This window comes from Candidatus Electrothrix sp., assembly GCF_052785085.1.
In genome coordinates this window covers 1-13,709 of the sequence record NZ_JALAAI010000106.1, presented here as the reverse complement: position 1 = coordinate 13,709, position 13,709 = coordinate 1, and the positions used below count along the sequence as shown (strand labels likewise).

At 45.8% G+C, this 13,709-nt stretch carries 11 protein-coding genes; 2 read left to right on the top strand and 9 right to left on the bottom strand.

The window, feature by feature from the left end:
• Window positions 1-139 precede the first annotated feature (139 nt).
• From elbB to L2082_RS14850, 3 genes are read right to left on the bottom strand one after another with little or no spacing between them, the layout of a single operon-like run.
• Window positions 140-796: an isoprenoid biosynthesis glyoxalase ElbB gene (elbB, locus tag L2082_RS14860; RefSeq protein ID WP_446009221.1), complete on the bottom strand. Its 657-nt coding sequence runs from the start codon at window positions 794-796 to the stop codon at window positions 140-142.
• A gap of 12 nt (window positions 797-808) precedes the next feature.
• Complete coding sequence (locus tag L2082_RS14855; RefSeq protein WP_446009220.1) at window positions 809-1,717, bottom strand: biotin--[acetyl-CoA-carboxylase] ligase; 909 nt, start codon at window positions 1,715-1,717, stop codon at window positions 809-811.
• 29 nt (window positions 1,718-1,746) lie between these two features.
• Window positions 1,747-2,400 (bottom strand): hypothetical protein, encoded by a 654-nt coding sequence (locus tag L2082_RS14850; protein WP_446009219.1) that lies wholly within the window; start codon window positions 2,398-2,400, stop codon window positions 1,747-1,749.
• A 212-nt stretch (window positions 2,401-2,612) separates the two neighbouring features.
• Between L2082_RS14850 and cmoA the strand changes: the two genes are divergently transcribed.
• Window positions 2,613-3,344 carry a carboxy-S-adenosyl-L-methionine synthase CmoA gene (gene cmoA, locus L2082_RS14845; protein WP_446009218.1) on the top strand — a complete coding sequence of 244 codons (732 nt, stop codon included), beginning with the start codon at window positions 2,613-2,615 and terminating at the stop codon, window positions 3,342-3,344.
• Window positions 3,345-3,429: 85 nt separating this feature from the next.
• On the opposite strand, the gene ppk2 is transcribed toward cmoA, so the two are convergent.
• The 3 genes from ppk2 to L2082_RS14830 all read right to left on the bottom strand — a co-directional run bounded on the left by ppk2 (window position 3,430) and on the right by L2082_RS14830 (window position 7,141).
• Complete coding sequence (gene ppk2 / locus L2082_RS14840) at window positions 3,430-4,533, bottom strand: polyphosphate kinase 2 (protein ID WP_446009217.1); 1,104 nt, start codon at window positions 4,531-4,533, stop codon at window positions 3,430-3,432.
• Window positions 4,534-4,715: 182 nt separating this feature from the next.
• On the bottom strand, window positions 4,716-5,864 hold the full coding sequence (locus tag L2082_RS14835; protein ID WP_446009216.1) for a SprT-like domain-containing protein: 1,149 nt from the start codon (window positions 5,862-5,864) through the stop codon (window positions 4,716-4,718).
• A gap of 8 nt (window positions 5,865-5,872) precedes the next feature.
• Window positions 5,873-7,141 carry a M48 family metallopeptidase gene (locus L2082_RS14830; protein WP_446009215.1) on the bottom strand — a complete coding sequence of 423 codons (1,269 nt, stop codon included), beginning with the start codon at window positions 7,139-7,141 and terminating at the stop codon, window positions 5,873-5,875.
• Between the two features lie 273 nt (window positions 7,142-7,414).
• Between L2082_RS14830 and L2082_RS14825 the strand changes: the two genes are divergently transcribed.
• On the top strand, window positions 7,415-9,697 hold the full coding sequence (locus L2082_RS14825) for an ATP-binding response regulator (RefSeq protein WP_446009214.1): 2,283 nt from the start codon (window positions 7,415-7,417) through the stop codon (window positions 9,695-9,697).
• A gap of 10 nt (window positions 9,698-9,707) precedes the next feature.
• On the opposite strand, the gene L2082_RS14820 is transcribed toward L2082_RS14825, so the two are convergent.
• The 3 genes from L2082_RS14820 to L2082_RS14810 are packed head-to-tail and all read right to left on the bottom strand — an operon-like array spanning window position 9,708 to window position 13,608.
• Entirely contained in the window at window positions 9,708-11,513 is a 1,806-nt protein-coding gene (locus tag L2082_RS14820; protein WP_446009213.1) for an ATP-binding protein, read from the bottom strand.
• Entirely contained in the window at window positions 11,510-13,378 is a 1,869-nt protein-coding gene (locus L2082_RS14815; RefSeq protein WP_446009212.1) for an ATP-binding protein, read from the bottom strand. The genes L2082_RS14820 and L2082_RS14815 overlap by 4 nt, the downstream gene beginning before the upstream one ends.
• Entirely contained in the window at window positions 13,369-13,608 is a 240-nt protein-coding gene (locus L2082_RS14810) for a hypothetical protein (RefSeq protein WP_446009211.1), read from the bottom strand. Before L2082_RS14810 ends, L2082_RS14815 begins: the two co-directional genes overlap by 10 nt.
• Window positions 13,609-13,709: the final 101 nt, after the last annotated feature.

Below are 13,709 nucleotides of genomic sequence, written 5' to 3'. Positions count from 1 at the left end.
TAAGCAAGAGAAAGTAGTTTCATGGAAAAACCTCTTTGATTTTTTTCACAAATTATAATATTATCTCCCCAGAATGTCTATTCTAATTATGCAGAATATGGCGTTTCCCACTAATCTGCGAAGAGCCAAAAAACGTTAATCAATCAATAAATCCCAGAACAGCCTGAATAAGGGCATCCGCGCCATCGGCAATCTGATCCACCCGGGAATCCAGCATATAACAAGGCGTGGAAACAATCTTATTCTTTTGATCAACAGCTATTTCCCCTATACCGGTAGGTGCATGGACAGCCCCCATTTCACGTACCTTTGCCGCTATTGCCTCGTCCTGCCCTATGGTCAGGGTAATATCACCCAGTACCTTGGCTAACAGAACCGGGGAAATACAAAGGGCGCCAATGGGTTTACCTGCCTGATGCATGGTTGTAACAGCCTGTTTCACGTCGTCATTCACTGTGCATCCAGGCCCATCAAAAGCATAGGTGCAAAGATTTTTGGCCGCACCCAAGCCGCCGGGAATAACCAAAGCATCCACAGTTTGCGCATCAAACTCCGCCAGATCTTCAACCTTCCCCCGGGCTATCCGAGCTGCTTCAATCAGCACATTACGCTGCTCAGCCATTTCCTGCCCGGTAATATGGTTCAAAACATGATGCTGGGGGATATTCGGAGCATAGCATTGATACTCAGCCCCGTGTTTATGAATTGCCCAAAGGGTAAGGGTGGCCTCGTGAATTTCTGCTCCGTCCTGATGACCGCAACCGGATAAGATAACCGCTATTCTCTTTTTGCTCATAAGATCCTCGTTTCAGAGATAAATAATTTCCCCAGAATATTCTGTAACTCTGGCTCCATCTTCCAATTCCATGACCAAACCACCACAAGGGTCTATCTCCCGTGCAACAGCTTGGTACAAGGGGTTCTGCTGAACATCAAAGCCATATTCCACCCGCTGTCCCACTGTATCAGAGAGCTGCTGCCAATCCTCAAGGACCAAGCTCTGCCTGCCCTGCTCACAGTTTTCCCCAGCTGCTAAGGCCTGTTCCTCATCATAATGAAGCAAGCCGATAGCCCAACGCAACTCAGCCAGTAAACAGCCGCTCAATTCGGCCAAATCTATTTTTCGGGACAATTGCACACGCAAACTCGTGGCATTGTACTCTAATTCTCCTGGAAAGGTCTGATTATTGCCGTTGATCCCGATCCCAATCAGATGATAACGATCACCACCAGGGCTCTGAATGCTTGTACACAGGATACCTGCCAGTTTTTTTCCGTTTACCAGGATATCGTTCACCCATTTCAGCTGAGCATCAAGTCCGTACTGACGCACAGCACGACAGCAGGCCAGCCCTACAGCAAAGGGAAAAAAACGGGTAAATTCCGGTAACAGGATATCTGGCCAGGCCATAGCTAACCAAATACCTCCTTGAGGAGCATACCAGACCCGATCAAAACGACCACTGGATTCTGTCAGGGTATCAGCCAGGACAACAGTGCCAGCCTCTAAGACTCGCCCCTGTTGTTCTGCTTTCTCTATCAAACACTGTAAACGCACCATGCAGCGATTAAGTTGCTCATAGTGTTCAATAAGCGCTCCAACCGGAGCACCATAGGCAAGTATTTTTTGGACTGTTGCAGGAGCAAAGGAATGGGGCGCCAACCGGTCAAGAAAAACCTGTTGGTGACAACGGATCTGTTGGATAAAAGAAGACACGGGACAGAAAAATAATCAGGACAGGCCGATTACTCCCATTCTGCCTTGACCCTGGTAATAACTTTCTGAACAAGGGGAAGTTTCTCTTCAGCACAAACACCAATCAGGGGTTTGCCCTGATCCATGCTGTCACCAGGTGTAAAGTACACAGAATGAATAATCCCAGGCTCACCTGTATAATAAACCGCAGTATCCCGCTTCATCAGGGACATGGTGATAATCTCATCACCAGGCTGGATAAACACGGACCGGGCCCCCTTCTGCTCAATCTTGGCCTGGATATCCATTGAAAAATAGTAACGTGCCCGTTCCGGTGCCTCAAACAGGTATAAAACCTCCTGCAGGATAGCCTCAATGATCTCCTTTTTCTTCAACGGATGACGAATAGTGAGCAGCTTTTCCCCGGCTTCGACAAATTGACCATCCAGTTCAGAACGGATAGACGAGATGGCCCCACTGGTCTTTGAAGTGATAACCTTGGTATTACGCTCGCGATCAATCTCGTACAGTCGTGTTCCTGGTTTATGTTTCCACTCCCCAGAGGCTCCTTCAACCTGAGCACCTTCTTCAAGTAAAAAACGTACTTTTCCGGTATGGATAGCGTGCATATCCACATAATTATAGGGATCAGCCTTGTAACGAGCAAGGATCTCATCAAAATGTATTTCCTGATTAGAGGACATAGCTGTCAAATGCGTAAAATTAAAATTGCGTACAATGAAATAAATGACCTCGCCCTTGAAGGGACAGAGCATCACGAGTATATAATTACCATCCCTTCCCCTTGAGGAGGGATAATTCACATAAACATTCATTTTATACTTTCAGTTTGACAAGATAGCAAGGGTATTTTACAAATTGGCATCAGCGTTTTTTTGAAAAACCAGGAAAGAGAATGAACAACGACAGGTTATACAGGAGTGGCAAGGTGACAGAGGATTTCACCTTTAACAATAAGGTCGCAGAAGTCTTTGACGACATGCTTGATCGCTCTGTGCCCCATTATCAGACAGTGATTAAGGCCACAGCGTCCATAATTCGCCAATTAGCAGAGCAGGAAAGCGTGGTCTATGACCTTGGCTGCTCCACAGGTTCGACCCTGTTGGAACTTTCACGCCTGCTCCCGGATATGAATCTCCGTTTTATCGGCCTGGATAATGCTCCAGCCATGCTGGCTAAGGCCCAACGCAAGGCTGAGATGTTTGGCAAGAGTTCGATTATCGAATTTCATCAGCAGGACATCACCGATACCGAGCTGCTCCTTAAAGACGCCCATGTCATTCTCTGTAACTATACCATGCAGTTTATCCGGCCCATACTCCGTCAGGACTTTGTTCAACAACTTGCAACCTCTCTGCCAGCTGGCGGTCTTTTCTTTGTCAGTGAAAAAATCATCAGTCAGCACAGTCGGCTGAACAGAAGCTTTATCGACCTGTACCATGATTTTAAACGGGATCAGGGTTATTCAGAGCTGGAGATTGCTGCCAAACGGGAAGCCCTGGAAAATGTCCTGGTCCCTTTTACGCCAGAAGAAAATATCAGCCTGCTCAAGACCTGTGGTTTTGAAGAGGTAGAAATGTTTTTTCGCTGGATTAATTTTGCCTCCTTTGTGGGCCTGAAAAAGTAGGGGCGACCGGTGGTCGCCCTTTATGCATAAGCATAACAACACGGGTAGTTCCGGGCACGGCACGCCGTGCCCCTACTACGATTTTTTAACCAATAAACCGCCCCAGTTTCAGGAGCTGGGCATCCATGAGTTCCTTTTCACGGGCCCCGGAGATAACCACATCCGGGTCTGGCACATAATCCATATCCTTATTACCCCGATCATAGGGCACCGCATTAAGAATGGTCTTCATGGCATTGAGACGGGCATTATGCTTATTATTGGACCGAATAATGGTCCAAGGTGCCATGTTAGTATGGGTACGTTTCAACATTTCATATTTTTGCCGGGTAAAATCATCCCAACGACTCTGGGCCTGGACATCAATCTCTGAGAGTTTCCATTGCCGGAGAGGATCAGCCTTACGTCGATCGAAACGCTTGGCCTGCTCCTCCTTGGTCACGGAAAAATAGAGCTTTACCAACACCGTGCCCTGGCGAACCAAATCCTTTTCAAAACCGGTCACACCACGCATAAAATCATTATATTCTTCATTAGTACAAAAACCAAAGACCGGTTCTACCACAGCCCGGTTATACCAACTGCGATCAAAGAGTACTACTTCTCCACCACGGGGAAATTCTGCGACATATTTTTGGAAAAACCACTGGCTTTTCTGGTGCTCAGTGGGTTTTCCCAGGGCAACTATCCGGTAATGTTTTTCATTCATATACCTGGTAACCCGTCGGATAGTGCCTCCTTTCCCTGCTGCATCCCGTCCTTCAAACAGGATGATCATCCGCCGTTTATTGACCTCAAGATATTTCTGTAAACGAATCAGCTCAGCTTGATAGGGCTTTAACGCCTCTTCCCGATGATAGCGTCTGATGGCCTTGCGTTGATACTTATTCAGCTTAGGTGCGCCGTCAGCTAATTTTTTATGTTCTTTAAGAAATTTCTTTAAGCTGACCTCATTGCCATCAACAATGATCGTTTTGGGATTGGATGTTGCCTGCGTTTTTTTGCTGCATTTTTTCTTTTTTTTCTTTATCTGTTCCAAAGGTTTTTCCTCAGCTTCTCCCTGGATCTCCTGGATCTCCTGTTCCGCACTCTTCTCAGCGCACTTTTCTTCTGGAATTTTTTTCTGTTCAACAGCTGATGCTGTATGCAAAGGTTCTTTTTTTTCTTTGTCTTCTTTCGGTTCAGCCATCTGCTCTATCCTTTTGTTGAAGTTCACTGAGAGTTATTCCTGAAAACCAAGCAAAGTATTTTCTTCTTGTCTTATCCTCCAAAAAGATGAAACGACTGTTCTATGAACGCACTCCAACTCCAGAAGAGGAAGGAAGAGTATTATATCACCTCTTTCTTATCCATGTCAATCCGGGCAGCCTGCTACCACGAAGAAAGCAGCTTCTTTTCTCCTTGCTTTTTCTCGGTCAGGCTCTGATGAAGAACAATATTCTTTCCAGCAACAAGCGCATTTTCATAGGATTCCCTGTTCATTTGTACTGCATTCATTCTGGTGGCTCGCAAGCGAGGAAAATGTAAGCCAACAAAATTCTGCAACCCGCTATCGTGACTCATGATAAGCTGACCAGCAGTCATGTCAGCAGCCATATAGTTCTGATTACCCTGAACTGCCTGTATAGTCGCCTCTGTAGAGTGTTCAGCAAGTTTCTGAGAAAATCCCTGCAAAAGACCAAGGTAATAGCTGTTTTTTGCTGTCCGGGTATTCCCCTGGAAACGATGACGGTTTTTCTGCCAAAGAGACGCTAACTGCTGCTCAAGAAAATAATAGCAATGCTCAGCAACCGGTACATTTTCCCCACGCCCTAACAAAACAAGCGTCTTATAGGAGTCCTGACGCTGAGCATCATAGAGGGAAGAAAAAACCACCTCAACAAAAAAATAATCTCGCAAAATCCTTCCAATATTCTTCCGCCAAGTGGGAAGCTGCTTTTTCCCTGTCTGGATCTCCAGCCGTACACAGCCTGAACGCTCAGCAAGACTAGACATTTCAAGATTATGGCGATGGAGTAATTCCGTGGCCCGCTGCATGGCAAGGGTGGCCTCATGTTCATTCTCTGAACCAGCAAGGGCCAGCAGCTTATTGATCCGCCTGATAACCTTTCGCCCTTCTTCAGTCTGTTCATTGGTCGATGGCTCTGCAAGGACATCCAGCAGATCCCCTTGAGCACGATTATAGGGAAAAGAAACCCCGAGCAGCTGGCATGCCTTCTGGAAATCTTTGCCATGACCTGCGTGTTTCTTTCCCCAATATTCACAACAGACCTGATGGGCTATCTCATGCTTGAGCACCATTAATACCATATCCCAGGAAGACCTAGCTATAAGATGCTCACTGAGACGGAGAATACGCTGTTCAGGAATCCAGCATCCAAGCTGTTTTTTGGTTGCTGATATCTCAAAAATCGGGAGTTGCAGTTTGAGCTTATACTGCCAACAAATCCCCTTAAACTCCAGGATCAGCTGTTCAACCCATGCCTGTTTCAGGGCCTCAGTTATTTTTATATGTTTCATACCCTGACTCATGGGTTGCAGCCTCCTGTTCCTTGTTCTTTGGCAATCAGGCGAATTGCCTCAATTCTTTGCAATACCGGGGGGTGGGAGTAATGGAGAAAAACATGCAAGGGATGAGGGGTGAGATTAGACAGGTTATGAACACTGAGTTTTTTAAGACCATTAATCAATTCTTCCCCCTGATCACCTGTTGTCTTTACAGCCCAGGCATCAGCCTCATACTCATTCTTTCTTGAAAAAAAATTAAAAAAGATGGAGAGCAGCATGGAAACCGGTGCATACAGAAAACCAAAAAAAATCAAACCAGCATAGATTGAGACATGCTCCATACCAAAGGCTGCAAAAAGCTGCTCATTGCCCAGAAAGAGCGAAAGGATAAAAAACATAAGACCGGTTTGGACAACAGAGGCAGCCATCATTTTGAAGATATGTTTTTTTTTAAAATGTCCCATTTCATGGGCTAACACAGCTATGATTTCCTGGGGCTGCAATTTTTCCATCAGCGTATCAAAAAAGACAATCCTGCGAAAGCGACCAAAACCAGTAAAAAAGGCATTGAGCCGGGTGGAACGTTTGGATCCATCCATTGTATAAATGCCCTGGATCGCAAAATCCTGCTGGGCTGCATACTGGGTAATGCCCTCTTTAAGCTCCCCGTCTTCCAACGGGGTAAACTTGTTAAACAGGGGCATAATCAGCACCGGAGCGAGAAATTGGAGGATAAAGGTGAACAGGGTTACTGCCAACCAGCAATAGATCCAGGCCAGAGAACCGGTAATCTCAAAAAACCAGAGCACCGCAGCCAGTAAGGGACCTCCTATAAGGATAGCCAAAACTAGTCCCTTAAGGAGATCAAGAAAAAAGGTTTTACCCGTGGTTTTATTAAAACCAAAGCGCTCTTCAATCACAAAGGTGGAGTACAGAGAGAACGGGATCCCCACCAGAAAAGAAAGCAGAATAAGAGACCCTGTAAACAAGAGACCAGTGCCAATGGAACTCCAGCCAACGCTCCGTACCAGCAGATCAACAACGTTAAAGCCACCTGCCAGGATAAAAATAAGGGTAAGCACCAGGGTAACCGTATCTTGAATTACTGAAAAGCCGGTTGTCACCTTGGTGTATTTTTGGGAGGCGCAGTATTTTTCTTCATCATAGGTATCTCTGAACTCTGCAGGCAGATCAGGCTGCAGAGAACGTATCTCCAGAAAAGAGATGACCAGATCTAATACATATCCGCCCACCAAAACGAAAAGAATAAAAATAAGGTATGAGTTCATAAATCTTCTTGTTTTGTCGGTTTAATTTTTCATGTTCTTCCTGTTTGACATCTTTTCATCCTCCCTATACCATAATGATATCAGGAAAGAAAGCGATTCTCTTTTCTTTCTCTGGCACAACTCGTTATAATTCTTTATTTCTGTTAACAGAACATGCTGATACTGTTTACAATGGCTCCATTTTAAAAATTTTGACGTTGCCTTTTGATATATCAGCCAACAAGCCCCTGATCCTGGCCCCCAAGAACCGGGACAACAAAACGTGAACGTTGTATGCAAAACAGTACAAGTGCTGGCCTTAAACAACTCCGTCTCTGGTGCGTGGCAGCCTTCCTCTTCTGGTCATTGCTTTTAAGCAGTTCTCTCTGGATCTACGTTCGACATGAATGGCAAAGTGTTGAATTAATAGGAAAAAAAATTGGACTCACTGCTGTTAACAAAGACTATATCTACGAGTTATGGAATGCTTATAACGGTGGCATCTACGCTCCGATAAATGATATTAATCAGCCCAACCCCTATTTACGCGGCTTTACAGATCGTGATATTGTCACGCCAAGCGGGAAAAAACTCACACTGATCAATCCGGCCCACATGACCCGTCAGGCATACCAGCTTGAACGGAAAATATATGGAATCGGCGGTCGTACTACCAGCCTTGACGCAGTTCGCACAGAAAATACCCCAGACGAGTGGGAACGGGAAGCACTTATTTCTTTTACCAAAGGAGCAAAAAACGCCTCAAAATTGATAAAAAAAGGCGATAAAACCCTTATGCGTGTCATGATGCCGGCAATCACCCAGGAATCCTGTCTTCAATGCCATATGCGTAAAGGTGATCAAGTCGGTAATATTCGTGGTGGAATCAGCATAACCTTTCCTATGGATGGTATCATTGAACTCTTTCGCAAACAATTCAGGACAAGTGCCCTGTACCATTTTCTGATTTACCTCATAGGAGCCACAGGCCTGGTGGTCTTTTATGTAAAAACCAGCAGGCAGATCCAAAAACGGGCTGCCATAGAAAAACAGTTATGGCGTAAAACGCAGGAATGGGAAAAAACCTTTGACGCTATTCCCGATATTATCACGCTCCAGGACAGTAATATGCGTATCATTCGGGCGAATCAAGCAACCTATGATTTTTTCCAGGCAACCCCTGAAGAACTCATAGGTACGACGTGTTACAGCTTATTTCGGGAAGGAATAACACCCTGCCCAGGTTGTCCTGGAATACGTTCAAGAGCGGATGGTCATCAACATTGCAGTATGGTTGAGCATAAACTCATGGATAATTTTTTCCATATCTGTTCTGCCCCTGTGCTGGATGAACAAAAAAATCTTCAGTACTTTGTCTATATTGCCCGTGATATAACAGATAAAAAAAAGCTGGAAGAAGAACTTTTTCAAGCTCGGAAAATGGAAGCCATTGGTACCCTTGCCGGGGGCATTGCCCATGATTTTAACAATATCCTTGCTGCCATTCTGGGATACACAGAAATCATCAAACTCTCCTTGCCTGCGAACAGCCCGCTGGTGAATGATTTGGATCAAATTGTTCTTGCTGGCGATCGAGCAACAGATCTCATTAAACAGATCCTGACCTTTAGCAGGAAAAAAAAACAGGAAAAAAAAGAGCTGGAAATTGATCAGACCGTCAAGGAAGCAGTCAAGATGATGCGCTCTTCTCTGCCAGCAAGCATTGATATACAGGAAGATATTGATGAACACTGTGGAATGGTTTGTGCTGACCCCACTAATATTCACCAGATCATTCTCAATCTCTTAACCAATGGATTTCATGCTATTGGCAATGAACAGGGCACATTGCACGTCCGTTTAAAACCCGTTGACATAGCTCCTGATCGGATTGAGGACAAGCCTGGCGTCAAACCAGGTTCCTTTGTGGAACTCACAGTCCAGGACAGTGGGCAAGGAATAGATGATGTCACCATGAGCCGTATCTTTGATCCCTATTTTACCACCAAGGAACAGGGGGCTGGCACAGGGCTAGGGCTGGCTGTGATTCATGGTATTGTGGAAGATTACAAAGGATTTATCGAAGTAGAAAGTATGACAGGCCAAGGCACAACCTTTCATATATTCCTTCCGACCTTGAAGAAAAAAAGAATAAAAAAAAGCGAAAAAAACTTAGCTGCCCCCCTTCCCCGTGGCAACGAACGCATCCTTTTTGTTGATGACGAAATAGACATTACCAGTATCAGCCATACCCAGTTAAGCAAGCTTGGTTACCAGGTTACCGTTGAAACCCGAAGTCTGAAGGCTCTGGAAAAATTTCAAAAAAATCCCGATTATTTTGATCTGTTGATCACAGACCACACCATGCCGGAACTCACTGGCAGGGATCTTGCCCGCTCTCTTCTTGCGTTACGGCCCGACCTGCCGATTATCCTCTGTACAGGCTATACAGCAGCCTTTTCGGAACAGGAGGCACTTCAACTGGGTATTAAAAAGTATATTATCAAACCGCTCTCCACAAGGACATTAGCAAAAAACGTCCGGGAAGTGCTGGATACAGCCCAGGAACAAAAGTAAAAAAAACATTCTACTCCCTGGCCGCTGGAAGCTCAATATACACCGTTGTTCCTTGCCCCGGGGTTGAGGCAACATCTATAGAACCTTGATGCTGATGGATGATAGAGGAGGCAATGGTCAGACCTAATCCCATTCCTTTGCCGTTTCCCCGGACCTTACTTGAAAAATACGGGTCAAAGATATTGGAAAGGTCTTGCTGCTCAATACCGCATCCCTGGTCCTGAAGCGTTATCCTGATATATTTGCCATTGTTTGGTTCGTAATGGTCAGGCCCGGAACGGGTTATATTCTCAGCAGTCAGAGAGATCAGCCCTTGTGCTTGTGGGTCCATTGCCTCTTTGGCATTCAAAAACAGTTCGCGAAAGGCCAGATCCAACTGGCCCGGATCAATATATGCCATCCATAAATCCTGTGAAAAATGAAATTCATGAATAACAGGAGAATCTGCAAGAACAGCCAGGCAGCTGGTGGTGAGCAGGTCACCAAGAGGAGCTGCCTGACGCGCTGGGGGATCAAAATTAGAAAACAAAAGGAATTTTTGGGTCAATTCTTTTGCCTGGACAGATGCTTCAGTTGCATAATTCAGGAACCCGACAGCGGTATGGCCTGCTTGCAGATTCATACTTGCAAGCTCAATATTACCAACAATTCCCATAAGAAGATTATTAAAATCGTGCGCTATACCTCCTGCCAGGGTTGCAACCAGCTCCATTTTGCTGTTTTTCAGGAATGTTGCTTCCAGTTTTTTTCGCCGGGTAATATCAATACAGTATTCAATGGTCTGTTTTTTTTCCTTCTCAGTCTGCGGGGCTGCCACAGGATACGTATGCACCTCCAGAATACGTTCATTGCCTTGACTATCAGGGACATTATGCTCAAGTAATACTGGTTCCTTCTGATACAACAGCTCCTGTAATGGACACGGCAGACCATTTTTATGACAGGGCTGGTCAAAACCATGCAGATACTCATAACATCTTTCCCCATCAGGATGCCCCTGCCCCTTTTCCCGTGTTGCCTTATTAGCCTTATTAGCAATGGCAACCGTATAGTCTGCAACATTCACCACCATAAAAGGGTGGGGAAGCGAATTGATCACTGTGTGAAGAAAATCATTCTGTTGAACAATCCGGGCACTTCGTCGCACCACCTCTTGTTCCAGATGATCACGGTGCTGCCGTATCTGCTCTTCGGCTTTTCTTCTCTCCTTAATTTCTCTTTTCAGAAGTACATTTTTCTGATCCAGTTGAGCTGTTCGCTCTTTTACCTGATCCTCCAGCAGATCTCGCTGCACAGCCAGCGCAGCAAGGAGTTCCTCCCGTTTTAAGGCGATATTCCATTTTTGAATGAGCGCACTGGCGGTCTGGCGTATTTCTATGGCCTCAAAAGGCTTCTTGATAACAAGGAGATTATCCTTGGCAATCAATGCATCACTGATCTCTTGCCAGGAATAATCAGAATAGGCTGTGATAATGACATACTGAAGCCGATCATCCTCCATTTGTAACTTTTTGATTGTCTGCAACCCGTCAAGCCCCGGAGGAATCCGCATATCCACATAGGCCAGGGAATATGGTCGTTCTTCCAGCCTGGCCTTGCGAACCATTTCCACAGCTTTATCACCCTGAAAAGCGGAATCAACCTCAATGACATGCTCCATCTCCTGCGGAGCGGTTTTCCCGGTAATACCGGCAAGCAGACTATCCAGGTCATTCTTTGCTGGTGGCGGCCGGAGAATTTTTTTTATATCATTGTGTATTTCCTCATTATCATCAATAATTAAAACCCGCCGCACACCTTGTGCTATCACTGTCACTTTGTTCCCCCTTTTTTAATGACAGGCAGGCGCATCCTGAATGTTGCTCCCTGCCCCAATCCTGCACTTTCTCCTGTCAGATTTCCTCCCATTTCCGCTGTCAGATTGGCGGCATTATGAAGGCCAAAGCCGTGCCCACCCTTCTTGGTGGTAAACCCAAAGGTAAAAGCCTGCTGGATAATATTTTTCTGTATTCCTTTACCGTTATCCCTCACCTCAATGATGACCTCATTGCAGTCGGCACAGGAATACGTGCTCAGGAAAATTTTCCGTTGCTCAACCGAAATACCGTTAAAGGCATCCACGGCATTTCGGATAAGATTACTGATAACCTGTAGCAGCTTATGTGGTTCTCCGGTCATAACCTGTTTACATTCATAATGCCGCTCCACCGTGATGCCCTGCTTATCCAGAACATCCTGAAAAAAATCAAGACTTTCTTCCAGAAGAGAAGATAAATTAAACTGTTCCGTAAAACGAGTAGGCTTTATGGTCTCCTGCTGACTGCGAATGATTTCCGCAATACGGCGAATATGATGGAGTTGACGACTTGCTTCGGCAAGCAGGAATTCCCGTTCTTCAGCCAGTTTTTCCGAAAGTTTGGCAAAATAGGAGGGCAGCATTCGCCCTCTGGAATCATGTACGCAAAAATGTTCGAGATCATGTTCATGCTCCTGTATCAGGCGGACAATCTCAGGAAGACTGGTACTACTGCTCTTCTGTACAGTTTCCCGAATCTGTTCGGAAGCAACCGAAATACTGTTCAGGGTGTTGCCCACATTATGGAGCACTTCCGTGGCCACCTCAGCTTTTCCTGCAAGATGAGAGGTAGTGAAAAGCTCCTTCAGAACCTGCACATGCTGAATGGACAGATCGCAGATTTCCGACACAGCAAGTGCGGTATTAATATATTGATGAATATATTCAGGGCAGGAAACCTGAGCAACAAAAAGCAAGGCTTTTACCTCACCCTTACTGCCTATCCGTAATAAAAAGGTTCCGAGTTCTTCATCCAGGAGTATGTGTCTTTCCTCGCAGGCATAAAACTGCTCTGCTTGCAGCTGTTCTTCCGCTGTCAGATCCGGTGCTTGGTCAAAAAGCACCTTTGTACCGTTTACTGGTATAAAATGTATCTTCTGCGGATCAAAGAGCATGGTGAATAGCTCAAGAATAGCGGAAATAACTTCTGGCCTGGACTTGGCCCTGGTGACCAGACGAACAAGATCCAAAGTCATTGCTGATTCAGCAGCCTGACGCTCAAGATCTTTTTTCTGTTGTCTGAGTTCCTCTTTTTGATATTTGGCTCTGCATTGCGCCAAGGTACGTTCAAGGAACTCCAGACCAATGGGCAGGGTGTCAACAGGAAGTTGCAGAAAAGCTCCAAACTCGGCAAGATGCTGCTGGGCATCCTGATCTGTGCCAGTATCAAGGAGGAGCAGCTTCCGCAAAGATTCCCCGAAAAATTCCAAGGCAGTCGGACGATCAAAACCCCAGACTTCAATATGTGCTCGCCAACGCCTGAGCCAGCCCGGACTCAAAAGATAGGTGCCGTTCTGCTGTAAGGCATCAATAAGCGTTGGATTGAGCAGCAGGTGATGGCATTGTTCTTGTTGTCTGATGTGACATCGGGAAACATCTGCCTGGGGGATTTTCAGCTTACGCAGACAATAACTGCCAAAGACCACCACAAGGTCTGCTGGTGTGGACTTGATCGTCTCAGTAAGTTCAGCCCAACGTACTGGCACGGAATTGCAATGGGAGGGAAATGATCGAACTTCCACGTATAAAAAACCCCGCTGCTGAACAGCTGCCTTGACTTCAGGAAAAAAATTTTCGCAGACAAGAAAACAGAATGTTAATGGCACCTGTCCTTCTCCTTCCCGTGTTGTTGATAAACAGGGTAATTGCCCCAGGTATGCACGGCATCTGAGACAGCCAGCAATATTTCTTCGCTGACCTGCCAGGGAATTTCACCGTTATCAGCAAGAATGAAACCGCCGCCTGGGGCCGCAGTGGCAATGACCTCCTGCACGGTCTGTTCGGCCTGTTCCTTGGTCCAGCGGCGCATCGGGAGCATTCCCAAAAAGTAGGTCAAACCACACTTGCTGCCTTGAGGGAAAAAATATGCTCTCTCAGCATGTTCCATCGACCAGCTTTGTAATGCGCCCGTAAATACAACATGGCCTCCGCTGTTTC

Bases quoted from the DNA above. Each gene is read 5' to 3' on its own strand.
- elbB (WP_446009221.1), bottom strand. From the start codon at position 796: ATGAGCAAAAAGAGAATAGCGGTTATCTTATCCGGTTGCGGTCATCAG.
- L2082_RS14850 (WP_446009219.1), bottom strand. From the start codon at position 2,400: ATGTCCTCTAATCAGGAAATACATTTTGATGAGATCCTTGCTCGTTAC.
- cmoA (WP_446009218.1), top strand. From the start codon at position 2,613: ATGAACAACGACAGGTTATACAGGAGTGGCAAGGTGACAGAGGATTTC.
- ppk2 (WP_446009217.1), bottom strand. From the start codon at position 4,533: ATGGCTGAACCGAAAGAAGACAAAGAAAAAAAAGAACCTTTGCATACA.
- L2082_RS14835 (WP_446009216.1), bottom strand. From the start codon at position 5,864: ATGAAACATATAAAAATAACTGAGGCCCTGAAACAGGCATGGGTTGAA.
- L2082_RS14830 (WP_446009215.1), bottom strand. From the start codon at position 7,141: ATGAACTCATACCTTATTTTTATTCTTTTCGTTTTGGTGGGCGGATAT.
- L2082_RS14825 (WP_446009214.1), top strand. From the start codon at position 7,415: ATGCAAAACAGTACAAGTGCTGGCCTTAAACAACTCCGTCTCTGGTGC.